At 47.4% G+C, this 23,253-nt stretch carries 23 protein-coding genes; 7 read left to right on the top strand and 16 right to left on the bottom strand.

What is annotated here, in order from left to right:
• Positions 1 to 219: 219 nt before the first annotated feature.
• The 3 genes from EXU85_RS11550 to mtaB all read right to left on the bottom strand — a co-directional run bounded on the left by EXU85_RS11550 (position 220) and on the right by mtaB (position 2,564).
• Entirely contained in the window at positions 220 to 627 is a 408-nt protein-coding gene (locus EXU85_RS11550) for a DUF6855 family protein (protein ID WP_142772229.1), read from the bottom strand.
• Between the two features lie 100 nt (positions 628 to 727).
• Complete coding sequence (locus EXU85_RS11555; RefSeq protein ID WP_142772230.1) at positions 728 to 1,090, bottom strand: DUF1304 domain-containing protein; 363 nt, start codon at positions 1,088 to 1,090, stop codon at positions 728 to 730.
• Positions 1,091 to 1,235: 145 nt separating this feature from the next.
• On the bottom strand, positions 1,236 to 2,564 hold the full coding sequence (gene mtaB, locus EXU85_RS11560; protein ID WP_142772231.1) for a tRNA (N(6)-L-threonylcarbamoyladenosine(37)-C(2))-methylthiotransferase MtaB: 1,329 nt from the start codon (positions 2,562 to 2,564) through the stop codon (positions 1,236 to 1,238).
• Between the two features lie 88 nt (positions 2,565 to 2,652).
• Here mtaB and EXU85_RS11565 point away from each other — a divergent pair, with 88 nt between their 5' ends.
• The 3 genes from EXU85_RS11565 (at position 2,653) to EXU85_RS11575 (ending at position 4,935) form a co-directional block, all read left to right on the top strand.
• Positions 2,653 to 3,360, top strand: coding sequence for a 16S rRNA (uracil(1498)-N(3))-methyltransferase (locus EXU85_RS11565; RefSeq protein ID WP_142772232.1), 708 nt, complete (start codon positions 2,653 to 2,655; stop codon positions 3,358 to 3,360).
• Positions 3,357 to 4,016, top strand: a complete 660-nt coding sequence (locus EXU85_RS11570; protein WP_142772233.1) for a DUF4159 domain-containing protein — start codon at positions 3,357 to 3,359, stop codon at positions 4,014 to 4,016. Before EXU85_RS11565 ends, EXU85_RS11570 begins: the two co-directional genes overlap by 4 nt.
• A gap of 106 nt (positions 4,017 to 4,122) precedes the next feature.
• Positions 4,123 to 4,935 (top strand): acyl-CoA desaturase, encoded by an 813-nt coding sequence (locus EXU85_RS11575; RefSeq protein ID WP_142772234.1) that lies wholly within the window; start codon positions 4,123 to 4,125, stop codon positions 4,933 to 4,935.
• 145 nt (positions 4,936 to 5,080) lie between these two features.
• On the opposite strand, the gene EXU85_RS11580 is transcribed toward EXU85_RS11575, so the two are convergent.
• The 3 genes from EXU85_RS11580 to EXU85_RS11590 all read right to left on the bottom strand — a co-directional run bounded on the left by EXU85_RS11580 (position 5,081) and on the right by EXU85_RS11590 (position 8,512).
• On the bottom strand, positions 5,081 to 5,608 hold the full coding sequence (locus EXU85_RS11580; RefSeq protein ID WP_142772235.1) for a 5'(3')-deoxyribonucleotidase: 528 nt from the start codon (positions 5,606 to 5,608) through the stop codon (positions 5,081 to 5,083).
• 118 nt (positions 5,609 to 5,726) lie between these two features.
• A complete protein-coding gene (locus EXU85_RS11585; RefSeq protein ID WP_142772236.1) occupies positions 5,727 to 7,181 on the bottom strand; it encodes a dihydrolipoamide acetyltransferase family protein in 1,455 nt (484 codons plus the stop codon).
• 77 nt (positions 7,182 to 7,258) lie between these two features.
• Complete coding sequence (locus tag EXU85_RS11590) at positions 7,259 to 8,512, bottom strand: competence/damage-inducible protein A (protein ID WP_142772237.1); 1,254 nt, start codon at positions 8,510 to 8,512, stop codon at positions 7,259 to 7,261.
• Positions 8,513 to 8,653: 141 nt separating this feature from the next.
• Between EXU85_RS11590 and EXU85_RS11595 the strand changes: the two genes are divergently transcribed.
• Positions 8,654 to 9,427, top strand: coding sequence for a DUF4197 domain-containing protein (locus tag EXU85_RS11595; RefSeq protein ID WP_142772238.1), 774 nt, complete (start codon positions 8,654 to 8,656; stop codon positions 9,425 to 9,427).
• A 26-nt stretch (positions 9,428 to 9,453) separates the two neighbouring features.
• Here the strand turns inward: EXU85_RS11595 and EXU85_RS11600 are convergent, their stop codons facing one another.
• On the bottom strand, positions 9,454 to 9,855 hold the full coding sequence (locus tag EXU85_RS11600) for a group III truncated hemoglobin (RefSeq protein ID WP_142772239.1): 402 nt from the start codon (positions 9,853 to 9,855) through the stop codon (positions 9,454 to 9,456).
• A 96-nt stretch (positions 9,856 to 9,951) separates the two neighbouring features.
• Positions 9,952 to 10,299: an ArsC family reductase gene (locus EXU85_RS11605; RefSeq protein ID WP_142772240.1), complete on the bottom strand. Its 348-nt coding sequence runs from the start codon at positions 10,297 to 10,299 to the stop codon at positions 9,952 to 9,954.
• 167 nt (positions 10,300 to 10,466) lie between these two features.
• Between EXU85_RS11605 and gldC the strand changes: the two genes are divergently transcribed.
• On the top strand, positions 10,467 to 10,817 hold the full coding sequence (gldC, locus tag EXU85_RS11610; RefSeq protein WP_111349042.1) for a gliding motility protein GldC: 351 nt from the start codon (positions 10,467 to 10,469) through the stop codon (positions 10,815 to 10,817).
• Positions 10,818 to 10,883: 66 nt separating this feature from the next.
• Positions 10,884 to 12,068 carry a thioredoxin family protein gene (locus EXU85_RS11615; RefSeq protein WP_142772241.1) on the top strand — a complete coding sequence of 395 codons (1,185 nt, stop codon included), beginning with the start codon at positions 10,884 to 10,886 and terminating at the stop codon, positions 12,066 to 12,068.
• 67 nt (positions 12,069 to 12,135) lie between these two features.
• Here EXU85_RS11615 and EXU85_RS11620 read toward each other — a convergent pair whose 3' ends face one another.
• The 7 genes from EXU85_RS11620 to ispG form a co-directional block, all read right to left on the bottom strand.
• Positions 12,136 to 12,912, bottom strand: coding sequence for a DUF4397 domain-containing protein (locus EXU85_RS11620; RefSeq protein WP_142772242.1), 777 nt, complete (start codon positions 12,910 to 12,912; stop codon positions 12,136 to 12,138).
• Positions 12,913 to 12,930: 18 nt separating this feature from the next.
• Entirely contained in the window at positions 12,931 to 14,454 is a 1,524-nt protein-coding gene (locus tag EXU85_RS11625) for a SusD/RagB family nutrient-binding outer membrane lipoprotein (protein ID WP_142772243.1), read from the bottom strand.
• Between the two features lie 143 nt (positions 14,455 to 14,597).
• Positions 14,598 to 17,774: a SusC/RagA family TonB-linked outer membrane protein gene (locus tag EXU85_RS11630; protein ID WP_168207771.1), complete on the bottom strand. Its 3,177-nt coding sequence runs from the start codon at positions 17,772 to 17,774 to the stop codon at positions 14,598 to 14,600.
• A 388-nt stretch (positions 17,775 to 18,162) separates the two neighbouring features.
• A complete protein-coding gene (locus EXU85_RS11635; protein WP_142772244.1) occupies positions 18,163 to 18,717 on the bottom strand; it encodes a tetratricopeptide repeat protein in 555 nt (184 codons plus the stop codon).
• Positions 18,718 to 18,783: 66 nt separating this feature from the next.
• Positions 18,784 to 19,134 carry an MmcQ/YjbR family DNA-binding protein gene (locus EXU85_RS11640; RefSeq protein WP_142772245.1) on the bottom strand — a complete coding sequence of 117 codons (351 nt, stop codon included), beginning with the start codon at positions 19,132 to 19,134 and terminating at the stop codon, positions 18,784 to 18,786.
• Positions 19,131 to 19,319 (bottom strand): DUF6728 family protein, encoded by a 189-nt coding sequence (locus tag EXU85_RS11645; RefSeq protein ID WP_142772246.1) that lies wholly within the window; start codon positions 19,317 to 19,319, stop codon positions 19,131 to 19,133. Before EXU85_RS11645 ends, EXU85_RS11640 begins: the two co-directional genes overlap by 4 nt.
• A gap of 111 nt (positions 19,320 to 19,430) precedes the next feature.
• Positions 19,431 to 21,446: a (E)-4-hydroxy-3-methylbut-2-enyl-diphosphate synthase gene (gene ispG, locus EXU85_RS11650; RefSeq protein ID WP_142772247.1), complete on the bottom strand. Its 2,016-nt coding sequence runs from the start codon at positions 21,444 to 21,446 to the stop codon at positions 19,431 to 19,433.
• Between the two features lie 282 nt (positions 21,447 to 21,728).
• On the opposite strand from ispG, the gene EXU85_RS11655 reads away from it, so the two are divergent.
• Positions 21,729 to 22,100, top strand: a complete 372-nt coding sequence (locus tag EXU85_RS11655; RefSeq protein WP_142772248.1) for a hypothetical protein — start codon at positions 21,729 to 21,731, stop codon at positions 22,098 to 22,100.
• Between the two features lie 144 nt (positions 22,101 to 22,244).
• Here the strand turns inward: EXU85_RS11655 and EXU85_RS11660 are convergent, their stop codons facing one another.
• Positions 22,245 to 23,117, bottom strand: a complete 873-nt coding sequence (locus EXU85_RS11660; protein ID WP_142772249.1) for a lysophospholipid acyltransferase family protein — start codon at positions 23,115 to 23,117, stop codon at positions 22,245 to 22,247.
• Positions 23,118 to 23,253: the final 136 nt, after the last annotated feature.

Below are 23,253 nucleotides of genomic sequence, written 5' to 3' on the forward strand. Positions count from 1 at the left end.
CTAAACGTCTCGCATCCTATATCATACATCCTATAAAATACGATTAATAGATCTCTACAAATAGCTTATAAAAGTAGATCATACATAGTACGTTATACAGCGACAGAGCCACAGGCACCTGTCTGGCATAATACCTGGCAGCTTTATCTGTGGTTTTGTTGTACTCATGGAGCCGTTCCCATTTGGGAGCGGTTTCCTATTTTATAGAGAGTTGAGTTTCTAGATCGCCCGCATCCGATTGTTTTTGGGATTATGTTCCAGTTCGGCTAGTCCAAGCGCTTCCATTAATGGGGGCACATACATGCCAAAACGCCCGCGAAGGCCTTTTTTTAGACCATACCATCCTCCAACGGGATTCTCTGCCGAACGCCCCCAGGCTTCAACCGTTCCTTCTTTGGCGGGCTTCTGTTCGTCGGCAGCTCCCAGGTCCACCCAGTCGCCGTGTTTTTTTAACATGTCGTGCAGATCAGTAAGGCAACGATACTCATAGTGCAAAACGGTTTTGCCTACAGTACATACTAAAATTTCGTTACCATCTTTTTCTGCCTTATACATGGTGTACTCGGCCGTACCGGGTGGCGTTTTCAGTTGCCAGGGATTCTCCTTTGTCCCGTCTCCTTGTGTCATGGCTATCTAATAAAGAAGTGATTAGAAGAATTAGAGTATATGGCTGGTGTGACCCCGATAGGGTCACACCTAACCCTACATTTCGGTGATCTGCTATAAGTTAAGCTAGTAACAAAGCAAGTAAGGCCAGAATGGCAGGCATTGCCTGCACAAAGAATATGGATTTTTGGGCTGTTAATGCACCAAATATACCGGCAACAAGTACGCAGCCCAGGAAAAATACGGCAACGTTTATACGCCAGGCGCTATCCTCAATCAGTAAGGACCAGATCAGGCCGGCGGCTAAAAAGCCATTATACAAGCCTTGGTTTGCAGCTAGTGATTTTGTCGGCTCAAACAGGTCAGGCGGGAAAGATTTGAAGGTTTTCCGTCCTCGGGTGGTCCAGGCAAACATTTCCAGCCATAAGATGTAGATGTGCTCGATGGCGACAATACCAATCAGAATTTCAGCGATTAATTTCATATAGGCAGGAGATAAAAGGTGATTAGGCAATGATTGGAATCAATGAGTTATCTGTTGAACGATCAGCTACCTGGTAGGGAAGACAATACGAACAAACGTAAACAAAAAAGGCCGGTAACGATTACCGGCCCAAGTTGCAAAAGAGTTAGTGTTTCTCCAACACAGGTTCGGCCTCCTCAACTTCCATAAGCCCTTCCGAATTTATTGTAGTCAATCGAACCGGTAAGGTTTCATTTATCAGCAATGGATCATATTGGGCCACCACTCGTACATAATTTTCGGTGAATCCCTGCATCATACCGTTTGCTATGTCTTCCTCAAACAATACTGTCGCGTCGCGGCCAATCTGTGAGTCGTAGAAAGCCCGGCGTTTTTTATCCGACAGAATATGCAGCATCTTCGACCGTTCGGCCCGTACATGACCGGGTACTGTTGGCTTAATACCTATTGCGGTGGTATTGGGGCGCTCAGAGTACGTGAATACGTGCAGATAGGAAACCGGGAGTTCATTCAGGAACAGGTAGGTTTCCTTAAACTCAGTGTCGGTTTCGCCGGGATGACCTACTATTACATCCACACCAATGCAGGCATGGGGCATCAATTCCTTTATTTTTTGTACCCGCTCTGCGTAGAGTTCGCGCTTGTACCGGCGACGCATCAGGCCCAGTAACCGGTTGCTACCCGATTGCAGAGGGACATGGAAATGCGGCACGAATCGCTTGGATTGCGCAACAAACTCAATAATCTCGTCGGTAAGCAAATTCGGTTCAATGCTCGAAATACGGAATCGTTCAATGCCTTCAACGTCGTCTAATGCCTGGACTAATTCGAAAAACGTTTCCTGACGCTGGCCATCTATCAAGCCGAAATCACCGATGTTTACACCGGTTAGCACAATTTCTTTCACTCCCCGGTCGGCAATTTCATGCGCAGCGCGTAGTACGTTGGAAATCGTATCGGATCGGCTTTTCCCACGCGCCAGCGGAATCGTGCAATAAGCGCAGGGATAATCGCAGCCGTCCTGCACTTTCAGGAATGTACGGGTTCGGTCGTTGAGCGAGTAGGAAGCGTGGTACTCGATGGCTTCCTCAATGGGCGAGTTGAATACCTGCGCTGGTTGGCCAGTTGGCACTTTCTCAAACGTAGCCATGAGTTCGTGCAGCCGGAATTTTTCGGAAGCGCCCAAAACAGCGTCGACCCCCGGAATTTCCGAAATCTCTTTCGGTTTCAGCTGGGCATAACACCCCAGAATGGCTACGTAGCCGTCGGGGTTGATTTTCTGCGCTTCACGGACAATTTTTCGACATTTTTTGTCGGCATTATCCGTCACAGAACAAGTGTTGATGATGAAGATGTCCGGCTGCTGATTGAACTCCACACGCTCGTAACCATGCTGTTCCATCAGGCGGGCCAGGGTTGAGGTTTCGGAGAAGTTCAGTTTACAACCGAGTGTATAGAAGGCGACTTTTTTCACAATGAATCATATATCCTGTAAAATTACAAAAAAATGACGGGTAGGGTTCCGATGGGTACGGTTCTAATAATCTACTTTTGTGTTACTTATGCATTTGTTCTATCAACCCAGCCTGAGTCCGCCCACTGCTGTCGATTTCTTAAGCGAAGATGATTCGCGTCACGCCGTTAAAACCCTGCGTTTGGGAATTGGTGAGATTATTGCAGTTACAGACGGACACGGAAACCAACATACTGCCGTTATTACAAAGGCCGATGCCCGACGCTGCACATTTCGGATAACGGATACGAAAACAACGTCTCCGCGCCCATTCTCCGTTCGAATTTGTGTGGCACCAACCAAAAATCTGGACCGTATCGAATGGTTTGTGGAAAAGGCTGTGGAGGTTGGTATTGAGCGTATTAGTTTCTTTTTCGGACAGCATTCCGAACGCCGGGTGTTAAAGCTAGAGCGATTAGAAAAGATTGCTGTTTCGGCTATGAAGCAATCATTACAATCATTTTTGCCTATATTGGATGAAGCAATTCCGTTTAGTGAACTAGTGAAAACCATTCAAGAAGAGCAACGGTTTATCGCTCATTTACCGACCGATGGTCCACCTATAAATTTGGCTAAAGCCGCCACGCTCACTGGGAAGTATGCTGTGTTGATTGGGCCGGAAGGAGATTTTTCAGAAAAAGAGATTCAACAGGCCGTTGCAACTGGTTTTCAGATGGTGACACTTGGCCCCAACCGATTACGTACCGAAACAGCCGCGCTGACGGCTTGTCAGCTATTGAACTTTATAAACGTATGAAAAAGCTGCTTATCCTGTTCTTCATTCTCCATTCTTCAGTCTTCATTGCCAAAGCGCAGTATGCTTATAAAATTGCCAAGTTGAAATACAATGGTGGTGGCGACTGGTATGCCAATAAAACATCACTACCGAATCTGATTAAGTTTGCCAATGCCAACCTTCGAATGAATATTTTCCCGGAGGAAGACATTGTAGAGCCTGGGAGCCCCGATATATTTAGCTATCCCTTTGTGCACATGACCGGCCACGGCAACATTACATTTAGCGATGCCGACGTACAGAATATGCGCCGGTATCTGATGTCGGGTGGATTTTTGCACATCGACGATAACTATGGCCTGGATAAGTTTATCCGCCGGGAGATGAAAAAAGTGTTTCCCGAACTCAACTTTATTGAGTTGCCTTTTAATCATCCGGTGTATCAACAGAAATTTAAATTTGCCAGTGGCTTACCAAAAGTACACGAGCATGATGGCAAGGCTCCGCAAGGTTTTGGACTGATTTATCAGGGCAGATTGATCTGTTTTTACAGTTATGAGTGTGATTTAGGGAATGGTTGGGAAGATCAGAGCGTTTACAACGACCCCGAACCGGTACGTCAACAGGCTTTGCGTATGGGCGCCAATCTGTTACAATATGCCACGACCACAAATTAATTAAAGTATTATTTTGAGAAAGAAACCCAAACCGGTCGGAAAATCGTTAGTTTTGTAGTAATATTCTCAGTGACTCGTCTCGTTCACCTTTTAATTAATCAAGATTGTGATTGTACTGGCCGCATTTCTTGGACACTGGTATCTGTCCCTGTTTTGCCAAACGTTTTTTCTGCACCGTTATTCTGCCCATAAAATGTTCTCAATGAGCAAATTCTGGGAGCGTTTTTTCTATACGTTGACTTACTTATCGCAAGGCTCATCGTACCTGAGCCCACGGGCCTATGCCGTGCTTCACCGGATGCACCATGCCTTCAGCGATACTGAAAAAGATCCTCATTCTCCCCATCATACGAAGAACATTTTTACGATGATGTGGAAAACAAAAGATATTTATAATGCTGTTCTGCACCGCAAACAAGCCATCGAAAAGCAGTTTGACCGGAATTACCCCGAGTGGAATTTCATCGAAAAACTAGGTGATTCATGGGTGTCTCGTGCGGGTTGGGGTGTGCTTTATACCGTATTCTATGTCTTTGCATTTTTCTACTTAGATATGCACTGGGCATTTTTCTTCCTGTTGCCTGTTCACTTTGTAATGGGACCTGTACATGGCGCTATTATCAACTGGAGTGGTCATAAGTATGGTTATTCGAACTTCGATAATCAGGACAAATCGAAAAATTCATTGATACTGGATGTGGTTATGATGGGTGAGTTATTCCAGAACAACCACCACAAACGCCCGAACTCAGCAAATTTTGGTGCTAAGTGGTTCGAGTTTGATCCTACCTTCCCGCTCATTGGTATCCTCCACAAACTGCATATCGTTCGGTTACGCCCATCGGCTGAAGCCAAAAAGGCACAATTTGAAGTTGGCCATGATCGTCGGGTTGAGGTTGAAAAGGAAATTGAAGCTTAATTAAGTCAAATCCCAGCAATAAAAAAGGCTCCGAACATTCGGAGCCTTTTTTCATTTTTTTCATTCTGACTTTAGAAGGAATCTCAAAGTCCATTAAATGCCAAGCTTAATATTACTCCTAAAATCGGAATGACAAAAAAAGAAACTATAGTAGCACCTTTGCTACATCCTGCCAGGATTTCACGCGCCGGAATTGAGTATCATGCCGATTATGCAAGGCATCGAACAACAATCCTTCTCCCTGAAATGTATGGAGGTTTCGGGGTAAGTCATCAATCAGATAGTCCGTATTCAGTACGCTCTTGTCGCCCAGAAAAATGTAGTGATGCCACGATATTGCTGGAAAATGCTCCTGTAGCCAATCCCATTTTTCACGCAGCGAGTTCGGGAATTCCTGAGCGGCTGAGGCTACGAAAACATCATATTTCTGCATAAGGTCGGAAATCACGTCCTGAGCACCTTCCATGACTGGAATATCACTGAAGAAACCTGGTTCATAGACCCGCTTTGAAATGGCTTCATATTCATTCTCGTCGAATAATTCGTGAAACGATTTCTCTTTTAATTCCTCAAGCGTGTAGCGAGGCATTTCGCCTTCCAGATAAAGCCGGATAAATTTGGCGTGGGTGTCGGCCATGACATCATCCATGTCAATAGCAATGCGTTGTTTCATAAGGTTGCCTGAACCGGGATTAAGCTGATTTAGGGATTAAACTGATTTTTTCTTATGATTCGCTTCGAAGAAGCGCAATCAAAATCGGCTTAATCCCTAAATCGGCTTAATCCCGGTCTCAGATAGTTTGGTTTATATCAAATTTTTCTAAATAATCGGCGACGCGCCGTACGAATTGGCCACCCAACGAACCATCCACAACGCGGTGGTCGTAGGAGTGGGAGAGGAACATCAATTGCCGGATACCGATAAAGTCGCCTTGTGGGGTTTCAATCACGGCTGGCTTTTTTACAATAGCTCCGAATGCCATAATAGCCACCTGAGGCTGCACAATTATAGGCGTACCCATGAGGTTGCCGAACGTACCGATGTTCGAGAAGGTATACGTACCACCCGCTAAATCGTCGGCAGTAAGTTTATTTTCGCGGGCACGTTTGGTCAGGTCGTTTACTTTTTTGGTTAAACCAACAAGGTTATATTGGTCGGCGTTGTGGATGACTGGAACAATCAGATTACCACTGGGCAGCGCCACTGCCATTCCGATATTAATTGCTTTTTTTACCAGAATTCGATCACCATCAACTGATATGTTAATAAGCGGAAAATCCTTGATGGCTTTCACAATAGCATCAACCAGAATCGGGGTATAGGTCAGATTTTCGCCGGTTTGCTGCTTAAATCGATCTTTAATCTTGTTGCGCCATTCCACAACGGGGGTTAAATCGGCTTCCACAAACGAGCTGACGTGGGGTGAAATCTGCTTCGACTCCACCATCCGCTGGGCAATCATTTTTCGCATCCGATCCATTTGAATAATATCAGACTGACCGTTTACGGAGCGATGAGCAGGGGGCTCGATGCTCGGTGCAGGGGGCGCGGAGTTCGGCTGCGAGTCGATCACTCCCTGCCCCCTGCTCCCCGCTCCCTGTTCCCCGCTGATCCTGCCTTCAGCGCGGTCAATGACGTACGATAGAATGTCTTTTTTCGTCACGCGGTTTTCAGCACCGGAACCGGGAATACGGTCGAGTTCGTCGCGCGAGATACCTTCTTCTTTAGCAATATTCAAGACTAAAGGAGAATAAAAGCGTGTGTGAAAAACGCCTTCGCTGCCTGCAGGTATCGGCACTGGAGCTGACGTGACCACCCGGCTGCTCATTGCTGAAATAGTGGCTTCAAGTTCACGGGCTGACTCGGTAACGTCAATGCTTTCTGGTTCGGCCGGAACATTGGCTACATCACCAATGCCCTTAGGTGTTTGGTCAGGATTATCAGCACTCGTTGCATTAGAATGCCCTCCTGCCACGTCAGGCTCAGTGCCGGATGAAACAGGCTTATCTGCTTCAATACGAGCTATTGGGGCACCCACAGCCACTACATCGCCATCGTTTACCAGTAACTCTTTCAGAATACCATTACAGGGAGCCGGTACTTCCGTATCTACTTTGTCAGTGGCTACTTCCAGTACTGATTCATCGGCTTCAATACGGTCGCCAGGCTGTTTGAGCCAGGTTATAACCGTGCATTCCATTATACTTTCGCCCATTTTGGGCATAACCATATCGATGAGAGCCATTTCTTTTTAATGTAGAATGAATGATGAAGAATGTACAATGAGCAGCTAGTTATTATTCATTTTACATTCTTCATTATTCATTGGTTAAGTAATTCTTCCCGCAACATGTTGAGTAAATACGTTGTGGTGAGTTGAATATTCTGGTCGCGGTATTGGCCGAGTTTAAGTAGTCGCGTAACCGTGCGTTGATCGGTTGAGCAGGCAATCCAGATTGTACCGACTGGTTTATCGGGTGTTCCGCCGTCGGGTCCGGCAATGCCACTGGTGGCAATGCCTACATTGGTACCAAGCGCCTTCCGAACTCCTTCGGCCATTTGCCGAATCGTTTCTTCGCTTACGGCACCGAATTGGTCAAGCGTTTCGGGTTGAACACCCAACTGGGTTACTTTAACTGCGTTGCTATAACTAACAATACTGCCCCAAAAATAGGCCGATGCGCCCGGAACTTTGGTGATTTGTGACGACACATAACCGCCCGTGCAGCTTTCGGCTATCCCTAAGGTGAGATTTTTCTCTTTCAGGAGCGTGCCAACTACGTTTTCAAGTTCGTCGTTATCAAAACCATATACGCTTTTTTCAATCAGGGGCATTACCTTTTCCACCTGCTCCGCTAATTCACGATCGAGTACAGCATTATCATCACCCGTAGCCGTTAGTCGTAGTTTTACACCCCCAAAGCTGGGTAGATAGGCTAACTTGATATGATCGGGGAGGGCATCTTCCCAGGCTTCAATACGCTCAGCCAGAAATGACTCCCCAATGCCAACCGTCCGAATCATCTTGTGTTTGATGATCGGCGTTTGGAAGTGTTCGGCCAATTTAGGCAGAAACCGATTTGACATGAGGTGTTTCATCTCAAACGGAACACCCGGCAGCGATATATACACCCGACCTTCGTGCTCAAACCACATCCCTGGTGCCGTTCCCCAATCGTTCTGGATATAAACAGCGTTGGCTGGTAAATCGGCCTGGGCCCGATTGAGGTCGGTCATGGCACGGCCACGTTTCTCGAAAAAGCTCGTTACTAGTGCCAGCGCCGTTTCGTTACGAACCATCCCGACACCAAAATAGGTGCAGAGCGTTTTCTTCGTAATGTCGTCTTTCGTGGGCCCGAGTCCGCCGGTAATAATGATGACATTCGCCCGTTGATGGGCTTCGTGCAGAATTTGCAGGATGGCATCGGCCTGATCGCCAACGGACGACTTACGAAAAGGGCGGATGCCGATATTGGTTAGTTCGGTTCCAATCCACTGTGTGTTGGTATCGGTGATTTGTCCGAATAGAATTTCGTCGCCGATGGTAATGATTTCGGCACGGATCGTGTTGGTCATTCGCGTTACGTGGATCGTACGATCCAGTCTTAAAGTAGCTAGAACGAGTTCGATTAAACCTTCGTTTCTGGTAGCGGTCAAAAGTACGAAAAAACGATTTAGCGCCATTGACCGTTATAAAATGGCAACCTCATTAATTTAGTGATGAAAAAAAATGTTCTCGCAGCCGCATTGCTGGCCCTGACCATGAGTCAAACCAGTTTCGCCCAGGATTCAACGGGCCGTCCACAGAAATCTACTGGTGGCGGGATATTTGGTAAAATTCTGGATGCCGTTTCCCAGCCGTCGGCAGGTACAGCGGGTGGACTTACCAGTAGCGATATTGCAACGGGTTTGAAAGAAGCCTTGCGTGTTGGTGTAAACAATGGCTCTGCAAAGGCGTCGGCTCTGGATGGTTATTTTAAAAACCCATTGCTGAAAATTGCATTTCCGCCCGAGGCACAAAACGTAGCGACCAAACTTCGGCAAATAGGATTCAGTAAGCAGGTTGACCAGTTTGAGTTATCATTGAACCGGGCTGCCGAAGATGCTGCCAAGAAAGCCGCCCCTGTGTTTGTTAAGGCCATTACATCCATGAGCATTCAGGATGCGGTAGGGATTCTGCGGGGGCAAAATGATGCTGCCACCCAATATCTCCGCCGGACATCGGGCCAGCAGTTGGTAACAGAGTTTACGCCTATTATTGATAGTACGTTGAAGAAAAACAATGCCACTAAGTATTATGCTGATCTGGTAAATACTTACAATAAAATACCATTCATCCAGAAGAAAGTTAACCCCAACCTAACGGAGTACGCAACCGGCAAAGCCGTTGATGGACTGTTTGTACTTGTAGCGCAGGAAGAACAAAAGATACGGGAGAACCCAGCCGCACGGGTAAGTGATATTTTGAAGAAGGTCTTTTCGAAACAGTAATATGTAACGTGGACCTCTGGTCCACGTTACCCCTCCATATACGAGTCATTATTTAGATACTCGAGCTTACTACTCCAGACGAGCGCAATCTGCGTAGCCCGTTGCCGAACCTGTTCGGCTATTTCGCCCGTAAAGTTTTCGGTAACCGTTTGGGAAAACAATTGCAACCAGCGCTCAAAATGATCAATGGTGAGGGTGTGTTGCTGATTGACGATCAGATGCGGTCGGAATGGGTGACCATCATAGGCATTGTTACCCAGAATAATCGACTCCCAAAAAGCGTACATCTTGGGTAAATGCTTTGACCAGTCAACCTGAGCAACGTCCGTAAAAATGGGACCAATCAGAGAATCAGTCTGTACTTTTTCGTAAAACGAATCCACCAGTAACTTAACATCTTCCGGGGAATCCAATAGCCTTCTGGACATAGTGATACGATTTTAGTTTTCGACAGGATTTACAGGATGAACAGGATTTGATTTCGTATATAGTAAATCCTGTTCATCCTGTCGAGGCACGTCAAGTCAGTTAGAAAATGTTTCAGTATAGGTGTCGGCCTTGAACCCCAGTGCCACGATCTGCCCCGTTGATTCAATCAGGGGACGACGAATTACGGATGGTTTTTCAATCATCAAAGCGATTGCTTCTTCCGCGTTGGTTGGCTTTTTTTCATCGGGAAGCTGCTTCCAGGTCATTCCTGCCCGGTTTACAAGCTCCTCCCAAGGTTTCTGGGTAAGCCAGTGTTCAATTGTTTTCCGGTCGATGCCTTGTTTTTTGTAATCGTAAAATTGATAGGCAATACCGTGTTCAGCCAGCCAGGTGCGGGCCTTTTTTACGGTATCGCAATTTGGAATAGCATATAAGGTGTACATACGTTCAGACTGCTTTGACTGCGAAAGTACCCGGTTTTTTCTGATCGATCAAGCAAACTGATTACGATCATGTTGTGTTCTCAATCGTCTAAAGAGGTAATTGGATTGCCTCAGTATTCTAATCTACTTACACTATATTTCCCACCCACGTTCCGTATTTTTGTCCTATGAAAAAATCAGACATTCACTTTTCGGTTGAGCTAGATAATCAGAATATCCCCGAAAAAATCTACTGGGAAGCCACCGACAACCCGAACGAGGGACTTAGCGATACCCGAGCCATTGCCATTGCACTTTGGGATCACTATCATAACAGCACGCTTAAAATTGACCTCTGGACAAAGGAGATGGAAGTGATTGACATGAAACGCTTCCTGATTGAAATGATGAGCGGCATTGCCGATACCGCCATTAACGCAACGGGCGATAAGCGCATGGCCACCGACATCGAAAACACCTGCCGGGTACTCAGTAAACGACTTGAGGAGGAAATTAAAGAGCAGCAAAAACAGCAGTAGTAGGCACGAAGCCTGGACATTGGCCGTTAATTTGCTGATGCCTCTTTACCAATGATTTTACGATTCATGAAAAAAATTCTTCTGCTGCTCTTTGTGGCTACGAGTGCCCTTGCGCAAAAGGGAGTTGAGTTTAAGTCAGTGCCGGTTGAGCAAGTGTTTCAGGAAGCACGTCGGGCTGGTAAACCCGTATTTGTGGAAATCTATTCGCCAACCTGCCATGTTTGCCAGAGCTTTATTCCAACGCTGGCTGATATTCGTGTCGGTAAGTTTTACAATAGTAAGTTTATCAGTACCAAAATAGATATCAACCAACCTGCAACGCAGGCCTTCCTGAATAGCCGCCGGTTGTTTGTTCCCTCCTTGCCGTTGTTTCTTTACTTTGATCCACAGCAGAATCTGATCCATTTCGCGATGAGTAATAACTCAACGGATGAGGTCATTCGCCATGGCAACACGGCATTGGATACTAAGGCGCGTAGCCAGACGATGAAGGCACGTTATCAGCAGGGCGAACGGTCTGCAAATTTCCTGATCGACTATGCTATGTACAGCCGCGTAACAAAAGATACGGTTGCGAATATGGCGGCTATGACTGATTATGCCCGGCAACAATCCCCGGCAACCTACGCCAACCAAACAAATTGGCTGGCCTTGCAAAAACTCGTACTCGATTCTGAGAATCCGATGTTTCAGTATATGGTTGGCCATATGGATGCGTATCGCAAAGCATATGGAGCCAAGGAAGCACAGATGGTGGCCGAAAATATCATCATGTCATCGTTGTTTAGCGGTCGTGGCGCACAGTTTCCGATTTCTCGAATTTTGCAGATTCGGCAGGACCTGGTCAAAATTGGAATTGATCCTAAAGTGGCGGCTAACCGAACATTATTACCCGAAGTTAATGCGTACTTCCGGGCTCATCAAACGGCCAAGGCTGTTGAGCGGATGGATAATCAGGTGAATGCAAATCAGTTAATCGTACCCGAATACATTTATATTACGCACCTTTTTAACCGGGCTAGTCCGGATGCCACTGATGCACCAGCGGTTGTGAAATGGGTTAACAAGGGGTTGGCCCTTAAACCTGGCCAAAAAGAACAGGCTGATTTATACTATGAGTTAGCCGAAGCGTATCGACGGAGTGGTAAATCGGCAGATGCTCAGAAAGCCGCACAAAAATCGATGGAACTGGCCCAGGCAAGCCACATTGACACTCGCCGGAATGTGGAACAGATGGGGAAATTGAAATAAAAACTTCCGTCAATTGATAAAAAAGGGCGTTCCTGCTGTAGGAACGCCCTTTTTTATCAACATATCACTACCGATTTATTGTGTTGGCGTTACCTATTCCATTGATACTAACAGCTTTGGTACCTGTTCCACCCACAACTCCTCTGGCAATAAACGTATAAGAACGACCCGCGTAAGGTTGTAGAGTAGTGGAGGCTGTTACAGTTGTTGTGCTGGTTGGTCGGACCTGCACGGTTACTGCCGTCGCGTTATAACCAATGGAGGGAATAGCAACAAATGTAGCCGCTCCTTTTAGCGGGGCAACACCCATTACCACTGGAGATCCGTTAACAAGCAAATCGTAAGTAGCATTCGCATCGTCTCCCGACACAAAGTTCAGAAAACGAATATAGGCTTTCGTAGGATCAGCAGGCGTTAAATTGTCGGTTAGCGTCAGTGTACTATAGGTTGGCGCCGTGCCGTACAAAAACACCGAATAGTAGGTATCAGCCTGAGTTGTCAGATCAGTTGTGGCTATGGTCGCATCTGTTGAGGCTGTTGTGCTGGCTGGCACTACAATTTTTACTTTAACGGTGCCAGGAGTCAATATAGCGTAGTCCTGAGCCGGAAACGAATTGGTATAGCTCAATGGAACTGCCACTGCTGGAGGAATCGTGTTGACACCCGAAAATTTCTGGTCGTTTACATAGACGTCAACACCGGCCAAATCTGGAGCCAGATGATAAAATCTCACCCGTGCGCCCGTGGCAGGCGTTACTGAGTCGAGGAAGTTGGCCTTATCACCACAGGCCAGTAGGAGCAGCCCGGTGCCGAAAAGCAGAACGTAGTTAATGATATGTTTCATTGATGAATGACAAAAAAATTATTTCTGAGAAAACCAGGGTTCAACCGTATGATAATCGAGTGCATTGCCGCCGTATTTATCCAGCGAGGCCCGGTTCCATACATACTCTGAGTTGTAGCGAGGACGTACCCGATAAGCTAGTTTGCCATTGTTGTCCGGGAAAAGCTGCGTACCGCTTGGTGGGGTGAAGCCAACATAAACGGATGGATCGTAATGATATCGGCGCATGTCTACCCAGCTTTCAATAATGCCATGACCTACCAGCGAAAGGTATTTCTGCATCATGATATCACTGATTTTTAGCTCACTGGCCGATTGCGCTACCGCAGCACTGGCCAGAAACTTCGCTTTGTCGGCTGCGGCTACACCCGCGTAGTCGAGGGCGGCCCCGATGCCTGCCTGATAGGCACTTAGCGCCATTGCTTTATCGCCTTTGATAAAGGCCGCTTCAGCTTTGATGAACTGAATTTCCGAATACGTCAGAATTGGAAGTGGAACTCCGTCTTTGTACACGTATTTGCCCGGCGTTGTACCGGCTACAACCAGGTTCGGCAATTCACCCCATAAGGTCGGAATGCGCTTGGTATTGCCATTTACGTTGTTGGGATCGCCCTGTGTGGGCAGAACACCCCGATAGACGCCGTCTGGAGAAGCAGTTGCCAGAATTGGCAGGCGTGGATCAGCTACACCGTTAAAGACCCGGCCATCCAGTAAACTCACCAGGAAATCGGTTTGCCGATAGGTACCCAGGTTGCTACGGGTAGGACCGAAGAAGTTAGCCAGCGCTGAGTTTCCTCCCGCCGTGAACGGCACATTGAAGTTGTCTGCATTACTAGCCAGCGACTTATTGCAATAATCAATAACGACGTCAGGCTTGTAAGTGGCTTTGTTGTTAATGTGGTTGGCGTTACGAGCCAGTACACCGTATACAAACTTAATCCATTTGCTGCGGTCACCCGCATACACCAGATCACCTCGTGCCAGCGATGCCTGCGACACATTCCCATCCGTCCGGTTCAGGTCGGTGAGGGCATCGTTTGCCAGTTTCTGAACATAGGCATACACTTCTTCCTGAGTATCATAATCGAACACATAACGGTTTGGCTCGAACGCTTCTTTCAGGATGATTTCGCCATGGTAGTCAGTTGTGGTCTGCCAGCTCCAGGCAAACATGGCTTTGGCAACCCCACTGTAATCCCATTTCTGTTTGGCTGTAGCATCGTCGAGGACAAGCTGAACGTTTTGGCCCAGGTTCCAATAGTGTACCCGCCAGATCAGCCCGGCATTATCGGAACCAGCATCGTAACCCATCCGATCCCAGGTGCTGTTGGCTGTGGCTTCACCCCAGTTCTGGATGTATTTGCCGATAAAACGGGAGTCGAACTGCTCCCCAAATGCCATCTGGGCAATCATTGGCGGCAATAACACGTACCCTTCCGCGATCTGCGGATTCGATGGGTCTCGGTTTATATCAAGGTATTTCTCGCAGCTGCTCAGCGTCATCAGGCAGAACAGAAGGGCGAGTATAGTAAGTTGTTTCATTGATGTATGATATGAGATGTAGGATGTATGAAGTAAGATATATGTTGTAGGATGTAAGATATATATTGATTTCGCTGGCCTGCTGCGTTGTCAATTATATCATATCGTACAGTATATGTCATCTATCATGCATCATATATAAATTAAAATCCTACGCGTAGACCAGCTGATAATCCGCGGGGTACCGACAACGTACCAAAGTCGATGCCACCTGCACCAACGCCACCCGAGGTAGCGGTTGTACCGTTTACGTTCGGGTCAGCACCGGTGTAGTTTGTTAGCAGAAAGAGGTCGGTTCCGTTCACAAAAACACTGGCTTGCTTGAACACCTTCGATCGGCTTAGTAAGGCTGAGGGAAGTACATAACTGATCGTGACATCGCGTAAACGTAACCAGTTAATGTCTTTCTCAACAAACTCCGATTCGGGAATCGAACTGTAATAATCCGTCGAGCGTAGCGACGGAATCACCTGAATCGTGTTCGGTGTTGGCGTGTTGGAATCTTCTTTTCCATCGCGTAAAATACCTTTGAAAACTACCGGTGTATCACGATCAAGGGTTTTCTTGCTCAACCCGGAACGCCAGAGGTACATAGCCGTTCCATTGAATACGTCGCCCCCTTTACGGATGTCGAGCAGGAACGATAGACTCAGCGATTTGTACCGGAACGAGTTTGTTAAACCAATCGTAAAGTCTGGGTTACGATCACCAATGGGCAGGAAGTTGGCGTTCGTGATAGGTAATCCATTGGTTGGATTCACCAGAATATCGCCGTTTTTATTTCGGGCATAGCTATAGCCACCAATGGCCGTAGCTGACCCACTTCCGCGCTGGTAATAATTGAAATTATAGCTCCGATAGGCTACGTTGGTACTAGGGAAGTAGTCTTGTAGATTACTCACAAACGCACTGGAACGAGCGTTACCATAAAGCCAGGTATCTGAGTTGTAATATTCCGGTACGTCGGCCGGTAAATTCTTTACGTCAGTTTTTAGCTTCGAGAAGTTCAGAATCACATCCCACCCAAAATCGGCCTTCTTCACCGGCGATCCCTTTAGCTGAAGTTCGACACCCCGGTTATTAAAGGTGCCACCGTTGAGCAGACCGAAAATGAAGCCCGTTCCATAGCTAAGGCGCTGGGTAACAATTTGCTGCGATAAGGTCTTGTTGTAATACGCGAAGTCAAGCCCTAACCGCCCTCCGAAAAACATCAACTCCGTTCCAATTTCATAGCTTTCGCCACGCTCTGGTTTCAGGTTAGGGTTACTGCCGTAGAAATCATAGGCGAACCCCCCGCCGGTCGAGGTCTGTGGAACCAAAGTTGCAGCCACTTTATAGGGTGGTGCATCCCGGCCTGTTTGGCCGTAGCTGGCCCGGAACTTACCATAATAGAAGGTGTTCCCACGGGCTTTAAGCGCTGGCAGATCGGAGAAGTTAAAGGCTAATGAAGCCGCCGGGTAGAAGAAACTCCGGTTGGCAGCGGGGAGCGTACTCGACCAGTCATTCCGGCCGGTCAGGGTCAGAATCAATAACTCGTCGTAGTTCAATGTCAAGCTTCCCAGCACACTTTGCAGGCGTTGTTGCGTCTGGGTGTATTTGTTGCGCTGGGTCGTTGGGTCCGTGTTGTTGGTCGAATTGAAATCGGGCAGATACAGTTTCTCCCCGTAGGCCGTCGTCACCTTATAATTGCGGTCGTCGATGGTGGTACCAAGCAGTAAAGACGTATTCAGCTTGCCAAAATTTTTCTTGACCGTAGCCAACAGATTACCATTCAGCAACTGGCTGTTTTCCAGTGCATTTTCAACCGAGCCCTTCGTAGAAAAACCACCCAGTGTAACATCCGTTCCCTGCCACGATTCAGGACTCAGGAACAGATTGCTCTGGGTTGAGTACAAATCAGCGCCGAAGCGTCCAGTCAGGTTCAGCCAGGGTGTCGGGTTGTAGTTCAACTGAAAGTTGGTGATAGTCCGGTTGGTAACGTCACCACTTTTGTTCTTATTAACTGAGAAGAACGGGTTGTCCGTTTCGCCCTGGTTAATGCTACCGCCCAAGATCCGGCGCGTACCATCCGGATTGAGGTAGTTCGTGATGTCGTCGTTGGCAGGCCAGGCAAGTAAACTAATCACAAACCCATAATTTCCCCGGATGGCTTTCGTCACCTGCGAATTCACGTAGTTAAACGAAGTCATCACGTCTAGTTTTGGGCTAATACGAGCCGTACCCGTTAACCGTACCGACAATCGTTTATAGCCCGTAGTGGGGACAACACCGGTTTGGTTGGTGTAGTTGGTTGATAAGCGATACGTGGCTATATCACTGCCGCCTTCAAAACCGAGGTTATGCACCTGGGTAAATCCTTTCTGGAAAAAGCTGTGAATATTGTCGTAGAGAGGGGCGTCTGCTGCGTACTTAGGCCCGAAATAGGCGGGAATCGTAGCCGCACTTGGATTGGCGTAACCCAGGGCACCACGCCCATAGACCGTTTGTACTTCTGGAAAGCGATAGACTTCTGTACTCTGAAAGCGATTGTCATAGCTCACACGAGCAGCTCCTTTGCTGCCTTTCTTAGTCGTGATAACAATAGCTCCCGATGAGGCATCAATCCCATACAGAGCCGCAGCTTCGGGGCCTTTCAGTACCGTAATACTTTCAATGTCGTTCGGGTTAATGTCGGCAGCCCGGTTCAGGTAATCATTGTCGCGGTTAGGGCGATTAGACACCAGCGCACCCTGATTGAACGTACGGTTATCAATGGGCAACCCATCGACAACAAATAGGGGCTGGTTATTGCCACCAATCGAACTGGCACCGCGTAACTGAATCATGGCCGATGATCCTGGTGTTCCCGAGGTGGTGGTCATGGTTAGCCCTGCCACGCGTCCCTGCATGCCAACCAGGAAGTTATCACGCTGCGCGTTGGAAATGTCGGAGCCTTTTACTTCACCTACCGAGTAGCCTAACGCTCGTTTCTCCTGACGAATACCAAGCGCTGTGACAACCACCTCGTTCAGTTCAGATTCTGACTCGACTAATGTAACATCAACCTGGCTTTTTGAACCGACCTCAATGGTTTGAGCAACCATACCAATCAGGCTGATTACCAGGCTTGCATTAGGGCCAACAGAGAGTTTATAATTTCCGGCGCCGTCGGTGGTGGTACCACGAGTGGTGCCTTTTAACTGCACGTTTGCGCCGGGTAGGGCACTGCCGTCTTTGGCTAAGGTAACCTTCCCGGTTATAACCCGATCCTGGGCATACACCTTAGGTAGCATTAGCAAACCGAGCAACAGCAGGAAGCTACTGCGTACAAGTAATTGCATAAGCAGATACGTTTTAGAATGAGTGATGAAATGAATTAAAAGGGCATTAAACGGGCAAAGAAACAAAAATATAGGCTAACTAGGATAAGTGAATTTCTATAAAAAGAAAAAAAGCAAAGGGGGCTAAAATGGGCTATTACTTAGTTGGCTGATAATGAGTTTTGTGAAATTCTAGGTAGATAGAGGCCGAACTCACAGAGATATTGATTGGCTATAGAATGTTACCCGATTGATAGAAGGAACTATAGTATGAGCGATCGAATGCACTTTCTGGTGTACATCCGTTAAATTCTAATGGATCCTTCTGGTTCTATTTTATTAATAATCAGCGATGAAAACGCCAGTAGGATTACTAGAAGTTAAAGCAGAAAGGACTGATGCTACTTGCTTAAGGCCTTTGGTACACTGGCCGGGTAAATGGCGGCAGAAGGAGAATATGAAACGAATTTTCGTCGCCAAGTAAGACGGCCCGGCGGAGGTCATTTTCGGCCTGGGGAAGTTGGCGAAGCTGAATGCGCGCTAAGGCCCGCCAGCGGTACGCATCAGGCTGTTCATCTCGATAAAACCAGACGGCCTTATCAAACTCACGGAATGCCTGCTGAAACTCGTTGGTATAATAAAGCGCAATACCCCGATCCAGATAGCACTCAGCCAGGGTATTGTCACGGCTGATGGCTTCAGTCAAGTCGTAGATGGCGGAATAGTAATTCTCCTGGGCAAGCTGGCATTTACCCCTATAGGCGTAAGCAATAGCCGACTTGGGATACTGCCGAACAGCATCGTCGAAATAAGAATAAGCTTCTGTACTATTTCGATTTTGAACCAGTTCAATCCCTTTTTTAAACCGTTTTCGGTCTTTATCCGATACGGTATCATGGTCGACCATGAAATACCGGATGGTTAGGTAAATGCCGAAAAGTAGCCCTAATCCTACAACTTCCATATCTCAGTCTGGGTTTTCTCCCCTTGCGAATTTAAGTCTTTTAGGTAGTTTGAACAAGCAATACGCTCAGATCAGGCCTATTTGTAAAGCCTTCGGCAAACTTTTTTTGACCAGTTCATACGAATGGTCAATCCATTCCTGCACGTCTGCCGTTCGCACGCGGCCATCAATCGTAATGGTGTTCCAATGGGTCTTGTTCATGTGGTAACCGGGTGTTACAGCACTATGTTCTTCCCGAAGTTGAACAGCCCGTTCAGGATCACATTTTAAGTTAATTGTGGTGGGCTGACTCTCTGTAGCCAGCAGGGCAAACATCTTGCCGCCCACCTTAAACACCAGGGCATCGCCACCGAAGGGAAATGATTCCGTAACACCCGGTTTGGCAATACAGTAATCGCGTATCGTTTCGGTATTCATCGGACGCAGTGGCGGACGGTATAGACAATAACGGCAAACAAAAACATAACAATGGAGATCCGATTGATGCCATGCATCATGCGGAGGTTTACACTCGTCGGCTGATTTGGGTCAGGTTTGCGGAATACCCGCAGGAAATACGAAAAGACAGGCCCAATTTTGAGGTAATCGATGAATCTGTTCACGAGGAGAATTAATGGATAATGTAAAATGGATAAAGAATAATGATACTACTCACCTACATAACAAACATGATTGCCAGAAAATTTTTCTTGGCGACCATTATCCATTTTACATTATTCATTGACTAAGCTGGGTTCAATCCATCGGTCGTCTTCGCGAATCAGTTCGATTAGTTCATCAACGGCACGATCGGCAGGAACCGATTTTTTGATCACCTGCTGACCCCGGTAGAGAGCAATTTTATCCCGCCCGATTCCTACATAGCCATAGTCGGCATCGGCCATCTCGCCCGGCCCGTTTACAATACATCCCATAATGCCGATTTTAACCCCTTTCAGATGATCGGTTCGTTGGCGGATGTGTGCCGTCGTTTCCTGTAAATCGAACAAAGTCCGTCCACAGGATGGACAGGATATATACTCGGTTTTCGTAATGCGGGTTCGAGCTGCCTGTAAAATGCCAAAGGACAGACTATTTAACGTTTTTAATGTATTGGGTTCGGACTGCCCGGTTGCTGAAAGCATAATCCCATCACCCAACCCATCAATCAGCAAACCGCCCACATCCGTTGAGGCATAGAGCGGAATGTCTTCCGAAGGTATTTCTGCATAAGCTCGTTGTACAACAACAGGGGTTGTTAGTCCCTGGTTAATCAGCTCAACAAACAGTCTCCGCAACTCCGGCATGGCGTGTGCATTATCGGTTTTAATGAGTAGCACAACGGTACGGTCGGTGCGCAGTACGTCAAGCAATTCATCAGACAACTCGGGCAGTGATACCTGAACAAAGTTCAGGCGTACCTGTAATGACCCTTTGTTTACATGACTCTGTAAATACGCATCAGCAGTCAGCAACGGAAACGTATTAACCTGGTCAGAAACGGTTTGCCAGGCAGCAAAATCCAGAATCTGTTTCAGACCATTAGGCAACATAAATTGCGCCGGTTGCGAACCTGTATAGATGTAATCGGCACCCAAATCATTCATCCGCCACTTGTCAGGCTCGGGCAGATAAAAGTGGCCAATCGGATGGAGATCTTTATGTTCTGTAACGAGTGTCTGACTGAAATCAGCAATAACGCGTGGTACATTCTGTCCACCGAAGTTGACCACGTCGTGGGTTGTTCGGCGGGTGTACTGAAACGGATTAATGGGGTAATTTTCAATGGCAGGAATAGCTTTGCTTTCAGACGTCCGATGGGTATAGCGATCAATTAACGCCTGAGCAACGGGCGCTTCCCGCTCCGGTTCTTCCGTCAGCGATACGCGAACCGTGTCACCAATACCATCTTCCAGCAGCGTACCAATCCCCAACGCCGACTTGATGCGCCCGTCTTCGGCCTCGCCCGCTTCGGTCACGCCGAGGTGCAAGGGGTAGGGTTTCAGTCCTTCTTCGTCCAGCCGTTGCACCAGCAACCGGTAGGCTTGCACCATCACCTGCGGGTTGCTCGACTTCATCGACAGGACAATATTGTAATAATTCTCGTCCTCGCAAATCCGTAAAAACTCCAGTGCCGATTCTACCATGCCAACCGGCGTATCGCCATAGCGACTCAGAATCCGGTCGGAGAGGGAACCATGGTTAGTACCGATGCGCATAGCCGTACCATATTCTTTACAGATACGTACCAGTGGCAGAAATTTCGCCCGAATCCGATCCAGTTCGGCGGCATAGGCGGCATCGGTATAGTCAATAAATTCAAAGCGTTTACGATCGGCGTAATTACCTGGATTGATGCGGACTTTCTCCACGATCCGGGCCGCCAGCTCGGCCGCGTTGGGCGTAAAGTGGATATCGGCCACCAAGGGTGTGGTATAACCCCGGGCCCGTAATTCCTTACGGATATTCTCCAGGTTCTGGGCTTCCTTCACGCTCGGAGCCGTAATCCGAATGTACTCACAACCAGCCTCAATCATCCGGATACTTTGCGCTACGGAACCAAGCGTATCCATCGTGTCGATCGTTGTCATCGACTGCACTCGGATTGGGTAACCAGAGCCCATTGGCACATCACCAATATTGACCGTTATGGTTTGCCGACGGATGTACTGCGTAAGCGAAGGCGTGTAGAGAACGGGAGAAGCAGCCAATGTGGCTGATGAAGAAGGAGTAAGCAGCGAATCGAGCATACAGATAGCGGCAGAGCCGTTTGACAACACAAAGGTACGGAAAAAGCGGCTTTCCGGTTTGGATTATGTGTACTTGGCTAACGTTAGGGTTAAGGTAAATGTTCGCTTATGGGAGGTAGTATCGAAACACAAATCAGGACTGGTAGTGAGTTCGTTAAATCGAATTCAGCAAACAAAAACACGGGTAAGCGGTTGAATTAACAGTGTGCCATCCTCACGGTTAATTAACCGGGACGGGTACGCCTAAAAGAAGACACAACCTATTGCTAACTCAAGAACGTTATGAAAACCAAGCTATTGAGTGTATTTGCACTCGCTATGATGCTGACTGTTGGTGCCTACGCACAGGACAGTACAGCCATGAGTAAGAAAGAAATGCGGAAGCAGGAAAAGGCCGAGCGGAAAGCTCGCCTGAAAGATGACCTTAAAAATACAAGCCGGGCTGCCGGTGAAACGACCAGGGAAGTGGGGCAGGGGATCAAGAGCAAAGCAAAAGTTGCCGGTGAGGCAATTGATACTACCGCTCAGCGAACAGGGCGAGCGGTGAATAGGGGATTAGACAATGCTTCTGATGCCATTTCAACCGAGGCTAGAAAACTGAAAGATAAACGGGATTCGACCAGAGCCGAGAAAGCCCGTCGGGATTCGTTGTAATTCTTTAATAATATCTAAAAACCTCTAAATCCCCTGAAGAGGACTTTACTCTTGCTTAGATAAAGTCCTCTTCAGGGGATTTAGAGGTTTTTAGTTGGCTAAAGTGCTAATTTTCAGGCACTTTCATAGAAGTATGACATAGCTCTATGTTAGTTTGGCACCTACTTTGGCATACTTTCCGCGCCAGTGTTTCCAGCGTTTATGGGACCAGAGCCAGTCGGACGGGTGTTTACAGATACTCTTTTCCAATTTATTCCTGTAGCTCTCCAGAATGGCTCCTTCCGATAAGCACTTGTACGGTGGTTCGGCAATGAGCGAAAAGGTGCCTTCGTAATAACCCCGGCGCACTCGGATTAACTCCAGAAAGAATACGGGCAGGTTCCGGCTCCGGGCCAAACGTTCGGTGCCGGGGTAAAATGGGGTATCGCGGTATAGGAAATCCATCCAGTACCCCTGCTCGGGTACATCGGGAACCTGGTCTGCCACCAGCGCAATTACACGCGGGATATCTTTGCGCACGACCATCTGACGGGGCAGAAGGTTCATGGGAGTTGGAACCGCGCCATGGCTGGCCCGCACCTCCTGCATAATTTTCTCCATGTTTGGGCTAGTCAACGGCTTATACACACTGTCGACCGGTATACCAATAACGACCGCGGCCGACGGAACCCATTCCCAGTTACATTGATGCGAGCCGGTGCAGATAACAGTTTGACCAGCCGTCAAAAAATCCTTTATTACTTCCGGATTTGTATACACAAACCGCTTCTTTAACTCGCAGGGAGAGATACTGGCTAGTTTGATGGTTTCAACGAGAATATCAGTCAAATTACGGTAGAAGTCGTTCGCAATCAAGCGAATATCTTCGGGAGACTTGTCAGGGAATGAGCGCTTTAAATTTTCCAGAATAACTTGTTCCCGGTATCGAAATACATAACGAATGAAGAAGTATAAGACATCCGAAATACCATAGAGAACAGGGAATGGCAAATGGGATAAGAGTCGAAAAAAAATCATCTAGGTGAGCAGCCCGAATAGCGAGATAAACCTATTGGCTGCCCTAAATATAAAAAATACTAATTTAGTTACCGAAAATTATATGGTAAAAGCCTTGAATTGATTCTTCTGGTCTCTGGAAGTCTACTGGTTAACC

The organism is Spirosoma sp. KCTC 42546 (assembly GCF_006965485.1).
Classification (GTDB): Bacteria; Bacteroidota; Bacteroidia; order Cytophagales; family Spirosomataceae; genus Spirosoma.